This window comes from Fructobacillus durionis (assembly GCF_900112405.1).
GTDB classification, from domain to species: domain Bacteria; phylum Bacillota; class Bacilli; order Lactobacillales; family Lactobacillaceae; genus Fructobacillus; species Fructobacillus durionis.
The window spans coordinates 262488-282185 of sequence record NZ_FOLI01000001.1; the positions used below are offsets into that span (position 1 = coordinate 262488).

At 45.6% G+C, this 19698-nt stretch carries 14 protein-coding genes, 1 other RNA gene, 1 pseudogene and 1 riboswitch; of the genes and pseudogenes, 13 read left to right on the forward strand and 3 right to left on the reverse strand.

The window, feature by feature from the left end:
- Positions 1-12 precede the first annotated feature (12 nt).
- A riboswitch (purine riboswitch) is annotated at positions 13-109 on the forward strand.
- 78 nt (positions 110-187) lie between these two features.
- From guaB to BMZ93_RS01225, 5 genes and pseudogenes are all read left to right on the forward strand, one after another.
- Positions 188-1226 (forward strand): annotated as a pseudogene (gene guaB, locus BMZ93_RS06645) (IMP dehydrogenase); the annotation flags it as partial.
- The gene (locus BMZ93_RS06650; RefSeq protein ID WP_244269336.1) at positions 1211-2218 is read left to right on the forward strand and encodes an IMP dehydrogenase; all 1008 of its coding nucleotides are present in this window, start codon (positions 1211-1213) and stop codon (positions 2216-2218) included. The pseudogene guaB and the gene BMZ93_RS06650, both read left to right, overlap by 16 nt.
- A gap of 3 nt (positions 2219-2221) precedes the next feature.
- Positions 2222-3763: a glutamine-hydrolyzing GMP synthase gene (gene guaA, locus BMZ93_RS01215; RefSeq protein WP_091501374.1), complete on the forward strand. Its 1542-nt coding sequence runs from the start codon at positions 2222-2224 to the stop codon at positions 3761-3763.
- 331 nt (positions 3764-4094) lie between these two features.
- Positions 4095-4346 (forward strand): hypothetical protein, encoded by a 252-nt coding sequence (locus BMZ93_RS01220; RefSeq protein ID WP_091501376.1) that lies wholly within the window; start codon positions 4095-4097, stop codon positions 4344-4346.
- A gap of 449 nt (positions 4347-4795) precedes the next feature.
- Entirely contained in the window at positions 4796-8266 is a 3471-nt protein-coding gene (locus BMZ93_RS01225) for a mucin-binding protein (protein WP_091501377.1), read from the forward strand.
- A 57-nt stretch (positions 8267-8323) separates the two neighbouring features.
- Here the strand turns inward: BMZ93_RS01225 and BMZ93_RS01230 are convergent, their stop codons facing one another.
- Positions 8324-9589, reverse strand: coding sequence for a mucin-binding protein (locus BMZ93_RS01230; RefSeq protein WP_091501379.1), 1266 nt, complete (start codon positions 9587-9589; stop codon positions 8324-8326).
- Between the two features lie 447 nt (positions 9590-10036).
- Here BMZ93_RS01230 and dnaG point away from each other — a divergent pair, with 447 nt between their 5' ends.
- From dnaG to BMZ93_RS01245, 3 genes are all read left to right on the forward strand, one after another.
- Entirely contained in the window at positions 10037-11962 is a 1926-nt protein-coding gene (gene dnaG / locus BMZ93_RS01235; protein WP_091501382.1) for a DNA primase, read from the forward strand.
- Positions 11963-11970: 8 nt separating this feature from the next.
- Positions 11971-13263, forward strand: a complete 1293-nt coding sequence (rpoD, locus tag BMZ93_RS01240) for an RNA polymerase sigma factor RpoD (protein ID WP_200769352.1) — start codon at positions 11971-11973, stop codon at positions 13261-13263.
- Positions 13264-13393: 130 nt separating this feature from the next.
- A complete protein-coding gene (locus BMZ93_RS01245; protein ID WP_091501385.1) occupies positions 13394-13948 on the forward strand; it encodes a QueT transporter family protein in 555 nt (184 codons plus the stop codon).
- A 209-nt stretch (positions 13949-14157) separates the two neighbouring features.
- Here BMZ93_RS01245 and BMZ93_RS01250 read toward each other — a convergent pair whose 3' ends face one another.
- Entirely contained in the window at positions 14158-15192 is a 1035-nt protein-coding gene (locus BMZ93_RS01250; RefSeq protein WP_091501387.1) for a branched-chain amino acid aminotransferase, read from the reverse strand.
- A gap of 154 nt (positions 15193-15346) precedes the next feature.
- On the opposite strand from BMZ93_RS01250, the gene recU reads away from it, so the two are divergent.
- From recU to BMZ93_RS01275, 5 genes are all read left to right on the forward strand, one after another.
- The gene (gene recU, locus BMZ93_RS01255) at positions 15347-16033 is read left to right on the forward strand and encodes a Holliday junction resolvase RecU (protein WP_091501389.1); all 687 of its coding nucleotides are present in this window, start codon (positions 15347-15349) and stop codon (positions 16031-16033) included.
- Positions 16030-16599 carry an SLOG family protein gene (locus tag BMZ93_RS01260; protein ID WP_091501391.1) on the forward strand — a complete coding sequence of 190 codons (570 nt, stop codon included), beginning with the start codon at positions 16030-16032 and terminating at the stop codon, positions 16597-16599. Before recU ends, BMZ93_RS01260 begins: the two co-directional genes overlap by 4 nt.
- A gap of 139 nt (positions 16600-16738) precedes the next feature.
- Positions 16739-17116, forward strand: coding sequence for a cell division regulator GpsB (locus tag BMZ93_RS01265; RefSeq protein WP_091501393.1), 378 nt, complete (start codon positions 16739-16741; stop codon positions 17114-17116).
- A 48-nt stretch (positions 17117-17164) separates the two neighbouring features.
- Positions 17165-17530, forward strand: an RNA gene (rnpB, locus tag BMZ93_RS01270) — RNase P RNA component class B.
- 141 nt (positions 17531-17671) lie between these two features.
- On the forward strand, positions 17672-18598 hold the full coding sequence (locus BMZ93_RS01275; RefSeq protein ID WP_091501394.1) for an aldo/keto reductase: 927 nt from the start codon (positions 17672-17674) through the stop codon (positions 18596-18598).
- Positions 18599-18642: 44 nt separating this feature from the next.
- Here BMZ93_RS01275 and fni read toward each other — a convergent pair whose 3' ends face one another.
- A complete protein-coding gene (gene fni / locus BMZ93_RS01280; protein ID WP_091501396.1) occupies positions 18643-19686 on the reverse strand; it encodes a type 2 isopentenyl-diphosphate Delta-isomerase in 1044 nt (347 codons plus the stop codon).
- Between the last annotated feature and the right edge of the window lie 12 nt (positions 19687-19698).

Sequence of the window (19698 nt, forward strand, 5' to 3'; positions counted from 1 at the left end):
ATAATAAAGCATAACAATTCAAGAAAATTTACAGATATATCGCTGGAAAATGGCCAGCAGTCTCTACCGCGCCCCCAAAGTCGTGACTATCCGTGAATGTTTCGCTTTTTAAGGGGGCATTCTGCGGATCTGGACACGAGACTGCAGAGTGCCTTTTTCTATCGATATAGATGATTGAAGGAGAATCATGGCAGCTTTTGATATGAAGAATAAGTTTGTCCCAATGGGATTGACTTTTGATGACATGGCAATGTCTTACGATGATAGCCAGTCAATTAAGCCCGCTGACGTTTCACTCCAAACAGAGTTGACGCCTAGCTTGAAGTTGAACATTCCTCTCTTGTCAGCCGCAATGGATACGGTGACAGAGGCGAAGTTCGCCACTAAGTTGGCTGAATTCGGTGGCCTTGGTGTTATTCACAAGAATATGACCATTGCAGCCCAAGCCGAAGAAGTTGCGAAGGTGAAGAACGCCCCCGTTGATTTGATGAAGACGCCAAACGCTGCCGTTGATGCACAGGGACGCCTATTGGTTGCCGGTGCCGTTGGTGTAACTAACGATACTGTTGATCGCGCGAAGGCCATGGTTGATGCTGGCGTTGATGCCATCATTCTTGATTCTGCTCACGGTCACTCTGAAGGAGTTCTCCGTAAGGTTTCAGAAGTGCGCGCTGCCTTTCCAAAGTTGAACATTATCGCTGGAAACATCGCGACTGAATCTGGTGCTGCAGCTCTTTACGATGCTGGTGCCGACGTTGCCAAAGTCGGAATCGGCCCTGGTTCAATCTGTACAACTCGTGTGGTTGCCGGTATCGGTGTACCACAGTTGTCAGCTGTTCGTGACGCTGCTAAGGAAGCAAAGCGCCGCGGTAAGGCCATCATCGCCGATGGTGGTGCTAAGACAGCCAATGATATTTTGAAGGCCATCACCATGGGTGGAAACGCCGTTATGCTTGGCTCCATGTTCTCCGGAACAATGGAAACACCCGGTGAAGTCTTTGAAGAAAACGGTAAGAAGTTCAAGTTCTACCGTGGAATGGGCTCAATTGCTGCCATGGAAAACGGTTCAAAGGACCGTTACTTCCAAGGAGAAGTCAACGAAGCCAAGAAAATGGTGCCAGAAGGTATCGAAGCCCGCGTTGCTTACAAGGGTGAACTAAACGACATCTTGCAGCCAATCTTGACTCACTTAACAGATGGCTTTGCCAAGATGGGTGCGCACACGGTTCTTGAAGCCATTGCCCACGCTTCTTCAATTAAGAAGACGACAACGACTTTTGATTACCAATCAGCGCTTGTTGCGGATGCAGCTGATTTGGCACAGCACGGATTGGGCTATGACGAAACATTGCTCGTACCAGCCGCTTCAAACGTTTTGCCTCACAAGGTTGTCCTTGATAGCAAGATTGGCTGGACCGATTTGACCAACCCATTGATGGCTGCTGATTTGACGGATAAGCGTTCGGTTGCTGTTGCCGTTGACATGGCGAAGTCTGGTGGCTTGGGTGTTATTCCATTTACGGAAGACACTGACGGCCAAGTGGAATTGGTCAAGGAAGCCCTTGCTGTTGATGACGAAGCAGCAATCGCAGCGGAAGTTTGGTTGACAGAGGACTACTTCGACCGGATTAACGCTTTGTTGGATGCCGGTGTGAAGGCCATCGTGCTTTACCTGCCAAAGGCTGTTGATCAAGAAACCATCGATACGATTCAAACGATTAAGGCCACCATCGATGCTGTTACTTTGATTGTTGGAACGGTTGAAAAGCCAGAAACTGCTAAGCAAATTGCTGAAGCAGGGGCCGACGGTATCATCGCCGGACGTTCCGTTGATTCAGCATGGCCTGATAATGCACACTACCCATTCTTGACGACGGTTATGACTTTGGCCGAAGCATTGGACGGTAGCCAAACAGCTGTTATCGCACAGGGGGGGATCCACTATTCTGGGGATGTCGTAAAGGCAATCGCTGCTGGTGCTGACGTTGTTATGGTATCGGATTACTTAGCAAAGGAAGACGTACCAGCTGACGCTATCTTCCAAATCGATGGTGGTTTGCGTGCCGGTATGGGTTACACAGGTTCACACGACGTTGCCCAATTGAAGGCCGACGCTCAATTCGTTCAAATCACCGATAACGGTTTGAAAGAATCACATCCACACGATGTTGAAATTACGAAAAAAGCTCCTAACTACGTTGAACAGGAAAGAGATTAAAAGATGGCCATTTCAAATGACAAAATCTTAGTACTGGACTATGGGTCACAGTACAACCAATTGATTACTCGCCGTGTCCGCGAATTGGGTGTCTATTCAGAACTGAAGTCAAACAAGATGACGGTTGACGAGATTAAGGAATACAACCCAAAGGCAATTATCCTGTCGGGTGGTCCTAAGTCCGTTTATGATGACGACGCTTACTCAATTGATCCAGAAATCTTTGAATTGGGTATTCCAATTCTTGGTGTCTGCTACGGTATGCAATTGATTGCTTGGCACTTGGGCGGAAAAGTCGAAGCTAACCCAGGTAACGGTGAATTCGGTCAAACTGAAATCACCTTGGAAGCACCTTCAAAGTTGTTTGCCAACACACCTGAAAAGCAAATCGTCTTGATGTCACACTCTGATAACGTGACACAGTTGCCAGAAGGCTTCACAGTGGCTGCATCAACTGCAAAGACGCCAATTGCTGCCATCGCCAACGATGACGCTGGTATCTACGGTGTGCAGTTCCACTCTGAAACAACGCTTTCAGAACACGGTAAGGAAATTATCAGGAACTTTGTTTTGAACATTGCCAAGGCTGACCCATCATGGTCAATGGCCGGCTTTATTGATGAACAAATCGAAAAGATTCGTGCCGAAGTAGGGGACAAGAAGGTTCTTCTCGGTCTCTCTGGTGGTGTTGATTCATCTGTTGTTGGTGTGCTTTTGCAAAAGGCCATCGGTGACCAGTTGACTTGTATCTTCGTTGATCACGGTTTGCTTCGTAAGAACGAAGCGGACCAGGTAATGGAAATGCTTGGTGGTAAGTTCGGCTTGCACATCATTAAGGTCGACGCGCAAGATCGTTTCTTGTCTAAGTTGGATGGTATTTCTGACCCAGAACAGAAGCGTAAGATTATTGGTAATGAATTCATCGAAGTCTTCAACGATGAAGCAACGAAGTTGAAGGGTATCGATTACTTGGCTCAGGGTACTTTGTACACCGATGTCATTGAATCAGGTACCGATACTGCTCAGACAATCAAGTCTCACCACAACGTTGGTGGATTGCCTGAAGACATGCAATTCAAGTTGATTGAACCTTTGAACACTTTGTTCAAGGATGAAGTCCGTGAATTGGGTGAGCAGTTGAATATGGACCACGCCTTGGTATGGCGTCAGCCATTCCCAGGACCTGGTCTTGGAATCCGTGTGATGGGTGCCATCACCGAAGACCGTCTTGAAATCGTCCGTGAATCCGACTGGATTCTCCGTGACGAAATCGCCAAGGCTGGCTTGGAAGACTCTGTTTGGCAGTACTTTACGGTTTTGACAAACAATAAGTCCGTTGGTGTCATGGGTGACTTCCGTACTTACGAGTACACGATTGCCATCCGTGCCATTACGTCAATCGATGGAATGACGGCCGACTTTGCCCGCTTGCCATGGGACCTTTTGCAAAAGGTTTCATCACGTATCGTCAACGAAGTGGATCACATTAACCGCGTCGTCTACGACATTACGGCTAAGCCACCTGCAACTGTTGAGTGGGAATAATTATTTAATCAAAAAAGCACAACTCTTAGGAGCTGTGCTTTTTTGTTTTAGTAGGCCTATAATGTTTTTTAAAGTACAGAATAGTAAAGGGTGATACATCATGAAGTTATCTGATATTTTACGTGGTCGAATATTTATTACAGTTTTAGGTTCTGTTATTCTTTTGCTCATCGTTATCTACCTTCTTACACAGAATTAGGAGTGACTGTAAGCTTGATTAAAGCGAATAAGTTCATTGTTAAAAGCCTTTACTTGAGAAATTTTTTTCAAAAAAAGTTCTTGTAAATCGGTTAATATGGGACTATTCTTAAGTTAAAGGGAGGATAACTCCATGCAAGTCATTAAAGAACATTTATCTCGTAAACGTGCATATTATATTACCGGTTTGTTTATTGCTGTTGTCGTGGTTGTCGTGGTTGCTTTTGTTCTTGGTCAACAAAGTTCGCACACCCAATCAGAGGTGGTGGTTAACAAGCCATCTATTTCGCAACAGTCATCTGCAACGAAAGATTCAGAAATAAAGTCTGAGAGTGCTAAGGTTGCGCAGGCCAATGGTGATCAAAATAACCAAGGTAAGGGATAATTAATAATAAGAGCTGAGATGTTTCTCAGCTCTTTTTTTATGCAAAAACGAAGCTGTCAGATTGACAACTTCGCCTTGGAAAGGAGGTAATGCTTACAATTTAAGCAAATCATAAGCGAAAAAATTAAAGAAAGGAGAACTTGATTAGCTAAATCAACTGAATCAAGTTATTCGAGATAGTTTTCTATCTCAAGGCTATTTTAACAAAGTCTTGTCAAGGTATTGATGAAGTCTACGAATAATTAAAATTGTTTTTTGAGCATTTTTAATGCGATTTTGTAACAAAGATGTTACTTTTGCAATGATTGGTGTTATAATTCGTTTATATTCCTTTAATATTTATTATCAATTTTAAAATATACATTTTTAGCCAGAAAAACTATTGTCGACTGTTATCGCATATCAATTGATTGATTTTATTTACATTAACTAAGTAGAAAGAATGAAACATGCCAATCAATACAAATCAATTACTCAATGGAAAAATTTGGATATCCGCATCGGTCACAGCAGCACTGCTGGTTGGACTGGGTGGTTCACAGCTTGCGCAGGCTGACACTGGCAGTAATAATGTTAATGCCACTTTTTTGCGTTTAACGCAGCCAAGGGGACTGTCAGCTAGCCTGTCACCCAATGCGAAGTTTGCCAAAGAAAACCCGGCTGTTACGGGTAACATCTGGCAGCAAAATTTCCACTATACAACGCCTCAGGGAAAAATTAACGATATCGAGTCAATTACGCCACACTATGATTCAAATGGCAATATCGATTACTATGAGGGATACACACTTTGGGCGCCAACGAACAACGGTTTGGAATGGTACCATTTTAAGACAACGGACTTTAAGACCTTTACGGCCTATGACGAATCGGACCCAGTTGGTCTCAACAACGTCGCCATTCCAAATGGTTCAATTACAATCGATGGACAGGCAAACTCCCAGTTAGATCCTACTCAAAACACGAGTGTACCATGGGCAATTCCGGTCGGTGGCTCAACGATTAAAAATAATACAAAAGCTAACAACGGTCAGTGGTTTACAACGGATTCGAAGGGCCGGTCGATTTCGAAAAACGCTACCTTAGCATTAGTTTCGGATATGAATACCGAAAACAATGAGCAGCGCTTGTGGTGGGCCTATTCGAACAATGGCGAACAGTTTAAGCCAATTTTCGATACGCCAGCGGTCGTTCCCGGAAATGCCGGCGTCGATGCCAATGCTGATTTTCGTGATCCAGATATTAGCACCTCTGCTAATGGTACGCAGTTACAGATTAACGTTGCCGGTGGATTGAAGGGCAAACTGTATAACTTAACATCTTACGATGGTCAAACTTGGTGGCACCGTGCAACGGCGGATTCGGATATGGATATCGCAGCAATTGACCCTGACTGGTCATATTCTATTATTGAAACACCACAAGTTATTACGGTGGACGGTCAAGCCTTGATTACCTTTGGTATTCAAGGGCTGAAAAGCAATGATAAATTTGACCGTGTGGGCTATGCAACTGGAACCATTGATTCCAATGGTATTTTCCACTTAGATCAGAATCCCAAGCATGGCTACCTTGATGAGGGAACGGATGACTATGCCGGTGACTTTGTTAACACGGCCGATGGCTGGCGCTATGTCGGTTGGCAGGGGAATTGGAATTATAATGAAAATTGGGTTAATCACGTAGGTTCCTTTACTTTGAGTAAGAAGGTAACCTATGATGCAAAGAATGGTTTGCAAACTTCTTTGATTAATCCTGGACTTGATCAGCTTGTTGAAAAGCAAAAGTCTGTAACGAAGCAGTCGGAGATCACGCCGAACTCCTTGTTGAAGGTTCAGTTAGATAAGGGACAGGACAAGGGTTCCTTTAAGTTGGACCGAGTAGCAACTGGTAATCTTGCGCCCGCTACTTCAACCATTACCGTAAATTGGCAAAAGACTGATGGAAAGATTCTTTTCACAGTGGTCCGAAAGAGTACGCAGCAAGGTAACTTTATTAATAACCTTCAGATAGACCAGACCAAGACTTTTACGGTAAATGCGGATTCAATCTCATCATTTAACCTGTATCTTGATAATGTCTCGGTCGAAATGGAATTCCCTGAAATTGGTAAGACCTTAACAATTGCTTCCTTTGCTGGCGATAACTCGCGCTGGGTTTCACAGTATGATTGGAACTTTGAGATCACCGATGGTGGACAGGCAGACATCAAGACATACAAGAAGGATGCTGCTCCATACACCCGTGAGGTGACCCATACCGAAAAGATTGTCTATAAGGGTTCTGATGGTAAGGAACTTGGTACAAAGACGGCAACGATTGTGGAAACAATTCACGCCCATTTGGATAATACAACGGGCGATGAAGTCGTTGATTCTCGTGACTATAGTAATCAATCGGGTAAGTTTGATGCAGTCGACAATCCTAACTTTGACGGTTATGTTTTGAACCCTAAGGAAAGTAAGGCGGTTGCTGCTTATCAGGCAGGTACCGACGAAGATGCTGATAACGTCCGAACAATTACGGTTAATTATGACAAGACTCGTCAGCCAAACGATGGGGAAAAGTTCGATACCGACAAGTCAGTGACACGAACGTTGAACTGGGTTGATGATGACGAGAACCAAAAGATTGTTCAGTCAGAAGAGCAAAAGATTAGCTACCACCGTGATGTTCGTTACATTGACGAGGTAACGGGGGACGCTCAATATGGCGACTGGAAAGAAAGCAGTAACAGTTTCAAGGCTGAAACAATGGATGCTTTGGCTAATTACAAGATTGCAAACGATGGCCAACCAATCGACGTTGATGCGACAACTGTGAAGGATGAAACCTTGCACATGGTGCACAAGCACGACAATGGCGTTGATAAGAAGACGGTCAGCCGACCAATTAAGTATGTGGATGAAAATGGTGCTCAAATTAAGGTGCCAGATAGCACAGCTGACCATCAAGACGCCGAAGTCACACAGAGCTATGACCAGGACTTGGTGACCAAGCAGAAGACGGCAACGAGTGCTTGGTCAACGCCAAGTTATGCTGCTTTTACACACCCTGATGTGCCAAACTATGACTACGTGAAGACGTCGGAAGATGATACGAATGGTTTGACTTTTGTATATAAAGCCAAGAGTTCGACAGTGACGGAGAGTAAGACGGTGGACCGCCCAGTCCGCTACGTTGATGAAGCCGGGAAGGTCATCAAGGATGCGACCAAGCAGTCGGTTACTTTGACACGAACGGGTGTGAAGAATGATGCAACCGGTGAGGTCGTCTGGCAGGACTGGCCTGAGGCCAAGTTCGATAATCAATCGGCACCAACGATTGATAAGTATGCTTATGATAAGACTTCAGAAAATGATAACAAGGGGTTAACCTTTGTTTATCAGGCTGCCACGAAGTCGGTTACTGATAAGAAGACGATTAAGCGGACAATCCACTTTATTGACGTTAACGGTAAGCCCTTGAAGGACGATGAGGTTCAAAGTCAGGGAGTGAGTCGTGCTGGTAGTCAGAATGAAGTAACTGGGGATGTGACCTGGGGTGACTGGTCGTTGACGACTTTTGATGCTGAAAAGGTACCAGAAATTGCTGGTTACTCAACAGAAGATAAGATTTATTCGGTTACGACAAGTACAGACCAGGATGTGACCGTCACCTATAAGAAGGACGGCACGCCAACGCCAAGTTCTGATACACCATCAACACCAACAAAGCCAACGCCTGCAGCGCCAGCTGCGGATAAGGGCGCTACTGCTGGTAATGCTTCTGCTGCTACAAATGCCCATCATACTTCTGGATTAGCCGCTGTTCTACCAGCGACATCAAAGCAAGTCAAAAAGGGCGGTGCGGTTATTGTAACCGTTGCGGTTGTTTCTGCTCTAGCAGCCTTCTTCTTAAAGAAGAACCGTGAGGATTAATCAGCTGTTATCACATAAAAAGTCTCCTAACCATTGATTGGTTAGGAGACTTTTTTATTATTTTGAAGAGCGGGTAAAGAAGGTAACTGTCAACACTGCTGAAGTGGCCAGTGCTAGCATAATCAAAGAATAGTTCGTTGATTCTGTGCTAGCTGCCGTGCTTGGGAGGACAGTGTTTTTGTTGCGCTTACTTGCTTTGTTATCAGTTGATGTACTATCTGTCCTTGCTGTCTCTGATGACTGCTTTGAGTCATTTGAAGAAGAATTGGACGATGTAGCCACACTGTTTGAATCTGTGTTGTTGGATTGGTTGGATGCGTTGTTCGATGAATCGGATCCCTTGTCCGAGTTGGAAGAATCTGAAGAAGCTGCTGATTTTTGATAGGTAACCGTGATGGTGCTATCGCTTGTAGCTGCATTGACGACCTCTTTTTCGATCGTGGTTAAATCAGGATCACTGTAAGTGTTATTTTCATAGGTTACTGAAGTCGGTACGGCATAGGATGCCCAGTCGCTACCAGTGCCAACATTGGCTTCCCAGTCGGAGTAGACGACCTGCTTGCTATATTCGTCGTAGTAAAGGGCGCTACGGTTGAAAGTGACTTTTTGGGTTGTCTGACCGATAACCTGGCCGGTGCTATTGACTAGATTAATCTGACGGGTGGTGACTTTTTGAGTCACGGCATTATCGCTTGTGTTCACAGCACGTGTCTTGTGCTTGTAATAAACGGTCACGACGGGATCGCTGCTGTTATCGGAGCTGATAGTAGAGGGGGTAATGGGGAGGGCGTCGACAGTGCTTGCTCCGGTGAGTTCGAGTCCCTCGCTAGTCAAATCGGGAGAATCTTGCTTGTTAAATTGGATGCTGTCTCCGACTGGATTACCGTCTTTACTTGCGGAATAAGTTCCCCAGTTCAGCATCTGATTGGTTGTGTAGTCGTAGGTACCCCAGCGAACCAGCGAAACGGACTGCTGAACTGTTTTGGCAACTTCGGTATTGCTACCGGCATCGACGTAGCGGATGGTACGCGTGTAGGTCCTGTAAAAGTCGAACTGCTTAACATTCGAAGGAAGGTTAATGCCATTCGTTCCGTAGCTGTAGAAAGCGTTGCCGATGTAATAGCCATTTGGGGTAATGGTGCAGATGGTGTGTGTATTGCTACTTTGGGTTGCGCTACTGCTAGTATTTGTTTCAGCAGCGTTTGCCTGGATGTCACTTGTGTTGGTAAAAAAGATGCCGGCAGCTAACGTAGCGGAAATGAATGAACCATTGATTATTTTTTTTGTGAGGGTGGAGTGCTTTTGATTAACTTGTTTGGTCATGAACAAAGTCTCCTTTTTATTTAGTAGGTTCATGATAGACTATTTGTAATGAAAATGAAACATGATGTTCATTTAACCTTTACCTGCTTTAATAGTGGGATGTTAGCAAAGTATAAATTATGCAGATTAATTTAAAGTAAGAAAAGAATGCTTGGAAATTATTTTGTGAATTTATGTAAAAGGGGATGCCGATAACGTCATTGTCATCATTTTATTTAATTTTCTTAAATCATATAAAAAAGAGCGGACATCAAGTAATTGATGTTCGCTCTTTCATTTTTTTCGTACTGGACAAAAAGGGTGTGAATGCTGCCAAATTTTTTAGAATATCAGCTGAATAATTCCTTGCGATACTTTGACAGTTGGCGGACTTTTCCCGTATAATAGTAGCTAGATGTTTGACAGATTTTATGGCCATTTTGCGCCCTAAAATAGAAAGGAGGGGCCATGGCAGAACGAATTCCGCAACAAGTCATTGATGAAGTTCGTTCGCAGACCAATTTGGTTGATTTGGTCTCTCAGTACACGCAGTTAGTGAAGCGTGGTCGAGAATGGAATGGCTCCTGTCCCTTTCACGAGGACCGGCGACCATCCTTCTTCGTTGACGATAAGAAGCAAGTTTTCCACTGCTTCTCCTGTGGTCGCTCTGGAACGGTCTTTTCGTTCCTAATGGAAAAGGAAGGCTACACTTATCCACAGGCCGTCTTGAAACTGGCGGAGGACGAGGGGATTTCTGGTATTGAAAAGTATCAGGGTCAGCCGTCTGCCCGGCAGGAAAAATTCCAAAAGATTTATGAACTTTATAATGCTGCTCAGAAGTTGTATACGCACATTCTGTTAAATACAACAGCCGGTGAACAGGCTTTGTCCTATTTGAAGGATGACCGACAGTTGGACGAAGAAACCATTAAGAAGTATGGTTTGGGTTTTGTGCCCTCCAATAACGTCTTACTTTCATACGCCCGTGAGCATAACATTGATGAAAAAGTCATGGCGGAGGCCGAACTTTTCATCGATCGGGATGGTGAACTTGTTCGTGACCGCTTTAATAACCGAGTGGTATGGCCGATTAAAAGTGATCGTGGACAGGTGCTTGGATTCTCAGGCCGTTCACTGGATCCCGATAATCCGGCCAAGTATATGAATTCACCGGAATCGCCTTTCTTTAATAAGGGAAAGCTTCTCTATAACTTGGATTTGGCGAAGGGTAACATTCGTTCCGGCCAGCCTGCGATGATTTTTGAAGGATTCATGGATGTGATTTCAGCAGCCATGGCCGGTGCGGGTGGGGCCGTTGCGACAATGGGAACGGCCTTGACCGAAGACCACGTTAAGACTTTGGCTAAGCTAACCGACAAGATTACCCTGGTATACGACGGGGATGCGCCGGGTCAGAAGGCGGCTAAGCGGTCGATTCCTCTGATTCGTTCCGTAGCGCCACAAGTGGAAATTGGCGTTATCTCGTTAGCTGATAATCGGGACCCCGATGAGGTCCGCCGTGAATTGGGACTACCTGCCTTGAAACAGGCGCTGGAACAGTCTACACAGACGCCGACTGAGTATCTGATTAACGCGGCGAAGCAGGATAAGAACCTGCAAAACCAAGCACAGTACCTGGACTTCTTGAAAGAGGTTTGGCCGATTTTAACTTCGGCCACTGCGGTGGAGCAAGATTACTTCTTGAAGAAGATTGCCGAAGATTACGGCTCTTCTTTGGAAGCCTTGCAGTCGGAGTTTTCCGATTACAAGAACCAGCATCCAAACGGTCCACAGGCGGGTGCGAATTCAAAAGGTCAGCAGCCACCCGCGTCAGGTTATTCTGCTGACAATGGTTGGGATGATTCTTATATTCCAGACATTGATCCCTTGGCTGGCCGGAACGACTTTACTAGCCGTACGGTCGAACCAAACTGGCAGGATGCGCCGAAACCGAAAATCTCACGGGTTGAAAAGGCGGAGCAGGGTCTCTTGATGGCGATGATCAAATCACCGGCCATTCGGGACTACGTTCAGCAGCAGCCGAACTTTTCTTTCGTTCATCCCGAGTACCAACTGCTGCTTTTGCTCTACGAAGCATTCAGCCAGGAGCAGGGTGCCAGTGATTTTGATTTAGCGGCCTTTATGGACTATGTTCAAAAGCCCGAGTTAAACCAAAAAATGATGGCGATTGACCGTGAGTTTGGTACACTAGAGGCTCAGATGGATGCAGCAAAAGATTACCTGCAGGTAATCATTAACGTTGCCCCATACGAGAGTCAGGTTGCCACACTTCAGCAAAAAATTGCTCAGGCGAAGAATCAGCACGATGATGCCGCGTTGATTTCACTAATGACAGAACTCATCAATCTGAAAAAAGAACACTTTCAGCAATAGGAGAAAAAATGGCAAAGATTACAAGCTCAAGTAAAATTGCAGATATTAAAGCTTACTTAGATGAAAACCACATTGCTTATCATGGCCGTGCACGTAAGGCCGAATTGTTAGCTTTGGCTGAAGGTAAGACGCCGGAAGAAGCGGCTGAAATTGCTGCCAAGGAACCAGCAAAGAAGCCAGCAAAGAAGTCTGGACCTATCAAGTCAAAGGCCTATGACAAGGCTGTTCGTGAACTCTTGAAGGAATACAAGCCAGCTAAGCAAATCGTTTATGCTGATTTGTCAAAGAAAATTGCTGAACCATTCCGTTTGGACACTGAAAACATCGAACGTTTGATGGAAAAGGTGGAAGATGCCGGTATCGCCATCGTTGATGAAAAGGGTGAACCAGCACCTGAAGTTTTGAAGGCCAAGCAAAACAAGCCTTCAGAAGAGGAACGTGAAGCGGCGGATGCAGCTACTGGTATCAAGATTAACGATCCCGTTCGTATGTACTTGAAGGAAATCGGTAAGGTTCCTTTGTTGAAGGGTGACGAAGAAATCGAGATTTCAAAACGTATTGAAGCCGGTGATGAAGAAGCTAAGCAGGAATTGGCGGAAGCCAACCTCCGTTTGGTAGTTTCAATCGCTAAGCGTTACGTTGGCCGTGGGATGCAGTTCTTGGATTTGATTCAAGAAGGAAACATGGGCTTGATGAAGGCCGTTGATAAGTTTGATTACACGAAGGGATTTAAGTTCTCAACTTATGCAACCTGGTGGATTCGTCAGGCGATTACACGTGCCATTGCCGACCAGGCTCGTACCATTCGAGTACCTGTTCACATGGTTGAAACAATCAACAAGTTGATCCGTATCCAACGTCAGTTGCTTCAGGACCTTGGTCGTGAACCATTGCCTGAAGAAATTGGGGCTGAAATGGATTTGACCGGTGACAAGATTCGTGAAATCTTGAAGATTGCTCAAGAACCTGTTTCATTGGAAACGCCAATCGGTGAAGAGGATGACTCACACCTTGGTGACTTCATCGAAGATAACGAAGCCATTTCACCTGCTGATTCAGCGGCTTACGAAATGCTTCGTGACCAATTGGAATCAGTTCTAGACACCTTGACGGACCGTGAAGAAAACGTTTTGCGTTTGCGCTTCGGTTTGGAAGATGGTCGTACTCGTACTTTGGAAGAAGTGGGACGTGTCTTCGGTGTTACCCGTGAACGTATTCGTCAGATTGAAGCCAAGGCCTTGCGCAAGCTCCGCCACCCAAGTCGTTCAAAGCACTTGAAGGACTTCATGGACGAAAACTAAATCAGTATTTTTTAATAATCCGACTCCGGTCGGATTTTATTATGGTTCGTGTCAGGTGAAAGTCTGATTGAGGCCAAAAACCTTTTCGCGGTTCGTCTACCATCCCGCGTAAACAAAACTAGGAGTATTTATGAATAACATGGATAAGCGTACCGTATCACGGACGCAGAACTTGACGTTAACAGCCGTTGTGGCTGCCCTTTACGCCGCCATCACGATGATGGTGGCCCCAATCGGATTTGGACCTGTCCAGCTGCGATTGTCCGAAGGGTTGAACCACTTGGCCGCCTGGAACAAGCGCTATGTTGTCGCTTTGTCACTGGGTGTCTTAATTGCCAACTTGGTCTCACCAATGGGCTGGATTGACTGGGTCTTTGGAACCTTGGACACGGTCATCATGACTGGGTTGACTTACTACTTGACCCGCAAGATTGCCTCACCATTGTTGAAGATTGTGATTTCAACGGTTTCTGTTTTGACTGTTGGTATGGCCATCTTGGCGGCAGAATTCACCTTTGCCTTTGCCATCAATGCGGCAGGTTCTTTTGCCCCTGACCATGCTGGGTCAATCTGGGCCAACTGGTTGTCATATTACATTTCACTTGTGCCAGGAGAATTTGTTTCTCTTGTCGTTGGTGGTATTGTTATCTTCGCTTTGTCAAAGTTTGTTGACTTGTCAAAGTAATCAAATAATTTTCATCAAAAAGTCCCGCTGGCTAGTTGCCAGCGGGACTTTTCTAATTGGATTGGTTGATATCGTACTGATTGATGCTAATGTGAATGACAGGCATCATCTCCTTTGTTGTACATTCCTTCGGAGCCATTATTCTTATGAGAGAATTTCTGTATGAGAGTGTGCTTCTTTATGAGTACTTATCTTTATGAGAGATTTGTTTAGTCGAGTGGGACATCGACTACCCAGCCAGTAGGACCGGTTTGATCGCCGTATTGAATACCAATCAAGCGGTCGTACAAGGCCTTGGTCTTAGGACCAACTTCTGTTTCAGAGTAGAAGACGTGCTTCTTAGCTTGGTGGGTAATGGAGCCAACCGGTGAAATAACAGCGGCTGTTCCCATGGCACCAGCTTCAGCAAATTCGTCTAATTCATCAATGCTGATTGGTGTTTCAACGGGGTTCATGCCCATTTCCTTGGCCAAGTCAATCAAGGAGAACTTCGTGATTGAAGGCAAGATTGAAGGGGACTTAGGCGTCTTGAACTGACCGTCTTTTGTGATTCCGAAGAAGTTGGCTGAGCCTAACTCTTCAATGTATTGGTGTTGACGTGGGTCCAAGTAGACAACGTCTGAGAAACCGGCGCGGTGTGCTTCTTCTCCAGGAAGGAGGGAAGCCGCGTAGTTTCCACCGACCTTGGCTTGACCAGTACCACCGTGGGCAGCACGGTCGAATTCTGAAGTCACAAAGGCGGTTGGCTTCATGCCACCAGGGTAGTAGGCACCAACTGGTGTTGCATAGATGCGGAAGATGAAGTCCTTACCGGGCTTCACGCCAACCATTGGTGTGGTCGCAATCAACATGGGACGCAAGTAGAGCGAACCTCCTGATTCGTATGGTGGGACAAAGTCCTGGTTGGCTTTTACGACTGCCTTTGCGGCTTCGATAAAGTCGGGTACTGGGTAACCGGCCATCAAGAGTCGTTCGGCTGATTCGCGCATTCGCTTGGCATTTCGATCAGGTCGGAACAAGTTAATGCCACCGTCCTTTCGACGGTAAGCCTTCAAACCTTCGAAGACTTCCTGACCATAGTGCAAGACAACGGCCGCTTCCGATAGCGTAATATTGGAATCAGTAATTAGTTTCCCTGGCTCCCAAGCACCATTATGGTATTCAGCTTGATAGCGGTAGGGAAGGTCTTTGTACGAAAAGTCAAGATTATCAAAATCTAACTCTTCGGCTGTGAGTTTAGTCATGGGGCAACTTTCCTTCCTAATTTATTATTATAGGCACTATATTAAAGTATTATTAGAAAATGTCAACACTTTTCTCATAAAACTGTCTCTTATTTTTGGCAGGATTCGCTCCTGTGCTAAAATATAGGAAGAAAAAAATCTTTTGGAGGACGAGATGGTGAACTATCCAAAGGGTGTTTCGCACGGTCGATCATCCGTATCCAATCAATTAAGGGCTGGTAAGAAAACTCAGCGCGGTCTGGTTTTTGGTAAGCGTGGGATGGGGCTGGAAGACGAAATTAACGCAGCTAATGACTACTACTTGGCTGACCATTTAGCCGTTATTTATAAAAAGCCAACGCCCGTTACCATCGTGAAAGTGGATTACCCAGCCCGTTCAGCTGCTAAAATCACGGAAGCTTACTTCCAAAAGCCTTCTACTACGGATTATAACGGTGTCTATCAGGGCCGTTACCTAGACTTTGACGCCAAGGAAACGAAAAACAAAACTTCCTTTCCTATGAAAAACATCCACGAGCACCAGGTCAACCACCTGGCTAACATCGTTTCCCAGGGTGGCGTCGGTTTTCTTCTTATTAAATTCACAACCCTGGACGAAACCTACCTGTATCCGGCACCAGAATTGGTGGCTGCCTGGCAGCGTTTGGAGGGGCACAAGTCCATTTCCTATGACGATCTGGTCGCTGATTCCTACTTAGTGAAGCCTAGTCTGACACCTTCCTTGGACTACCTGAAAGCGGTGGATGATTATCTGGCGGACCTACTATCTGGTAAACGTTCGGACCGTCCCCGCTCGCAAAAAAATGGTGGAGATGATGGTGGGCAGGAGCTACCATCATGAGCCGGATTTGGGTCACGGGCTACCGTTCCTATGAATTAGGCGTCTTTAAGGACAACGACCCCAAAGTAAAAGTCATCAAGTACGCCTTAAAGCAGCGCTTGATTGAGCAAATTGAGCAGGGAATGGACTGGTTGATTACCGGGGGACAGCCGGGCATTGAGTTATGGGCTGCGGATTTAGTAGAAGATTTGAAAGCTGATTATCCAGAATTAAAACTAGCGGTTTTTGTTCCCTTTGAAGGTTTTGGTAAAAATTGGAAAGAGGGTAATCAGGCTATGCTGGCAAAGGCAAAGAGTCAGGCGGACTTTTACGCTGCTACCTATAAGGGCGACTACCAGGGGCCCTTCCAGCTGCAGGGCTACCAGGATTTTATCTTGAATCATTCGGATGGCGCACTGTTGGTATACGACAAGGATTTTGAAGGTAAGTCTGCTTATGATGATAAGGCGATTGAAACTTTTCAGAGCAAAGCACCTTACCCGCTGAGCCGTATGGATATGGAAGATTTGCAGGAATATGCCAATGATTATCAGGAGATGATGAACGAGGCCCGTTGGAATAGTTAAAATTTGTCAATTTTTAGGACTCATTTAATCTTAGTTGGGAATAATAAAGTCATCCAAAGTGGGGCGAAGTATTGCCCTAGTGCTTTTATACTGGTATGATAAATGTAATTCGAAGAATGAATTCAAAGGAGTGAATCTTTTGGCACAAGTTAAATATACACAAAAAGATATCTACGATCGCGTCTTTAAGCAAAAGCGTATGGGCGTGGGTTACGATCCTGAAGATGTTGATGATTTCCTTGATGGTATCATCTCTGATTACGGGGTTTTCACAAAGCGCATTAAGGAATTGCAAGACCAAGTTGGTCAGTTGCAAAACGCTTTGCAGGCAGCACAAAACGAATTGGCAAATGAAGCAACTGCTCCACGTGCCGAAGCGCCTGTGCAAACGGCTGAAACAGTCGTTGAAGAAGCACCAGCTGCTGAACCAAAGGAAGAAGTGCCAACGAACCTTGATTTGATCAAGCGTGTGGCTAACTTGGAACGTGCCGTGTTCGGTACAGATCACCAAGCTTAATTTGGTAAAATCTGATAAAATATGTTGAAGGCCTTTTGGCTTTTGGCAGGTATTGAGTAATTGCGCATCGGTTATCCGGTGTGAGGAAGGTCCATGCTCGCACACTCTGCGATGAGTGTAGTGTTTGTGCTGGGATAAGAAATAAACCCAGGCGTACTTTGTACGACGGCGACTGAAAAGACTAAGGCTTTGCTATGTCTGAATAGGTCTGAAGGTGCCATAGAAACGTATTTCTAGATGAAAGTTTAGAATTTGAGACGAGGTAAACCCCACAAGCGGGCAACCCAAACTTTGGTAGGGGCGGCTGAACTAGTGAATTGAAATGATGTTCGGTATGGCTTTAATGCTTAGATAGATGATTACTGAAGGTTAGTGGTCCCCACTGCTAACTGGAACAAAACATGGCCTACAGATACCTGTCGGGGAGCTCGCGTAAGCGGGCTTTTTTTATTGCCTTTTTTACACTAACTTGAGGTGATTCCATGAATGACCGCCGTTTGAAATTACCGGGCTGTCTGTTCTACAATGGTGATGAAGAAATAAAGGAGGCAATTCATGGCAGAAACAATTTTGCAGAAGACAACTAAGCTATCGAATGGTGTCGAAATGCCAGTCTTTGGTCTTGGTGTTTGGAAGTCATCGAACCAGCAGGCTGCTGATTCAGTTCGAGCAGCGGTTAAGCATGGTTATCGTTTGATTGATACGGCTAAGCAGTATGGAAACGAAGCCGGAGTTGGTTATGGTATCCAACAAGCTTTGGTGGAGAACCACTTAAACCGTAAGGACCTCTTTATTACAACAAAGATTTTTAACGGTGATCAGGGCTATGTTTCAACACTGGAAAACTTTAAAGAGCAGTTGAAGCGTTTGCGTTTGACCTACGTGGATTTGTTGCTGATTCACTGGCCTGTTGATGGTAAGTACCTGGACACTTGGAAGGCGCTTGAAAAGCTTTACCATGATGGTAAGGTTCGTGCCATCGGTGTTTCAAATTTCGATGAGGCCAACTTGGCAGACATCGAAAGGTTGGATGGCTTGATGCCACAGGTTAACCAAATGGAATTCAATCCCTTGATCCAAGAAAAGCACTTATTAACTAAGATGAACGGTTTAGGTGTTGCAATGGAAGCCTGGTCACCACTTGGTGGTGGGGAGGCCTTGTCTGACCCAACCGTTCAGGCCATTGCGGATAAACATGGCAAGACAGCTGCTCAAGTCATCTTGCGTTTTGACTATCAAATGGGTGTGATTACCATTCCAAAGTCAAGCCACGAGGAGCGCATCGTTGCGAACTCACAAATTGATGATTTTGAATTATCAGACGAAGAAATGAAGCAAATCCAAGCCATGGACAAAGAGAAGCGTTCCATTTGGCACGGTGACTTTGCCTGGCATAAGGGCTCAGAGGAGACTGGAACCAAGGATTCTGTTTCTTACTGGGACGATAACGATGAGTATCTAAACAAAGAAGTGACCTACTAAGATAAATAAAAAGACGACTCGCTTTGAGTCGCCTTTTTTTATGCTTAAAATTGTTGCATTGTGTTTTTGAGATTTGCGGAATAAAGCCGCTTGGCTGCTCGTAATTCAGCTGGCGTTTTGGCTCCTAGCAAAGTCATGTAGAGGGGGAGCTGTTGCTGCCAGAGTTCGATTTCTGCCTGCAGACCAGCCTGTCCGTCACGCATGAGCGTGTCGAGAAAGTGACCTGCGGAAGAAACAGCGTTGGCCCCAAGCATGAGTGCGGTTGTGACATCCTTGGCCGATTGAATGCCGCCTGTGGCAATAATCGGACTTTTCACTCCGACTTTTTCAGCTGCGAGAAGTGATTCAACAGTGGAAAGACCAAAGGAGGATAAGTCCAATGGGTTTTCATGCTTTCGATCACGGGCCTGTTCGATTTGGGCAAAGGAGGTGCCGTTCCCACCGCCAATGTTAATCGCGGCTGGATGGAGAGCGTCCAATTGCTTTAGCAAATCAGTCCCCATACCAAAGCCAACTTCTTTGATGATGACAGGAACGGGGGACTTGGCGATGATAGTGGCCAAGTTGTCTAACCAGTAGAAAGAACGGTCACCCTCGGCCATGGCCAGTTCTTGGCCAACGTTGATGTGCAATTCAATGGCATTGGCATCAATCATGTCGACGGCTGCCCGCACGTTTTCAATTGGGTGGTCGGCGCCAAGGTTGGCAATTAGGAATCCGTCGGGGTTCTTTTCACGAACAATTTTGAAGGAATCGGCCTGTGCCAGGTCCTTCAAGGCAACGGACTGGGAACCAACGGCCATGGCAATGTTGGTTTTAGCAGCGGTGCTAGCTAGGTCCGCATTGACTCGCTTCGTTGATTCCGAGCCACCTGTCATGGCTTCAATGTAGAAGGGCCAGTCAAAGTGATGGTCGAAAACTTGGACGGCTGCTTGGACTTCTTCTAGTGAGATGTCTCGGAGTGTTCCGGGAATCCAGCGGATATCATCAAAAGTCGCGCCCACTTGGGGGTTTTCACCCTCACGCCAGAATTTAGTGGCAAGCGAGAGGTGTTCGTTTTTTCGATTGGACTGGGGTGTGTTCATCAGTCTTTCCTCATC

Excerpts from the sequence above, each read along its gene's own strand:
- BMZ93_RS06650 (WP_244269336.1), top strand. The coding sequence starts at position 1,211 with ATGGGTGCGCACACGGTTCTTGAAGCCATTGCCCACGCTTCTTCAATT.
- recU (WP_091501389.1), top strand. The coding sequence starts at position 15,347 with ATGGTGAACTATCCAAAGGGTGTTTCGCACGGTCGATCATCCGTATCC.
- BMZ93_RS01260 (WP_091501391.1), top strand. The coding sequence starts at position 16,030 with ATGAGCCGGATTTGGGTCACGGGCTACCGTTCCTATGAATTAGGCGTC.
- BMZ93_RS01245 (WP_091501385.1), top strand. The coding sequence starts at position 13,394 with ATGAATAACATGGATAAGCGTACCGTATCACGGACGCAGAACTTGACG.
- BMZ93_RS01230 (WP_091501379.1), bottom strand. The coding sequence starts at position 9,589 with ATGACCAAACAAGTTAATCAAAAGCACTCCACCCTCACAAAAAAAATA.
- BMZ93_RS01225 (WP_091501377.1), top strand. The coding sequence starts at position 4,796 with ATGCCAATCAATACAAATCAATTACTCAATGGAAAAATTTGGATATCC.
- guaA (WP_091501374.1), top strand. The coding sequence starts at position 2,222 with ATGGCCATTTCAAATGACAAAATCTTAGTACTGGACTATGGGTCACAG.
- BMZ93_RS01275 (WP_091501394.1), top strand. The coding sequence starts at position 17,672 with ATGGCAGAAACAATTTTGCAGAAGACAACTAAGCTATCGAATGGTGTC.
- rpoD (WP_200769352.1), top strand. The coding sequence starts at position 11,971 with ATGGCAAAGATTACAAGCTCAAGTAAAATTGCAGATATTAAAGCTTAC.
- BMZ93_RS01220 (WP_091501376.1), top strand. The coding sequence starts at position 4,095 with ATGCAAGTCATTAAAGAACATTTATCTCGTAAACGTGCATATTATATT.
- BMZ93_RS01250 (WP_091501387.1), bottom strand. The coding sequence starts at position 15,192 with ATGACTAAACTCACAGCCGAAGAGTTAGATTTTGATAATCTTGACTTT.
- dnaG (WP_091501382.1), top strand. The coding sequence starts at position 10,037 with ATGGCAGAACGAATTCCGCAACAAGTCATTGATGAAGTTCGTTCGCAG.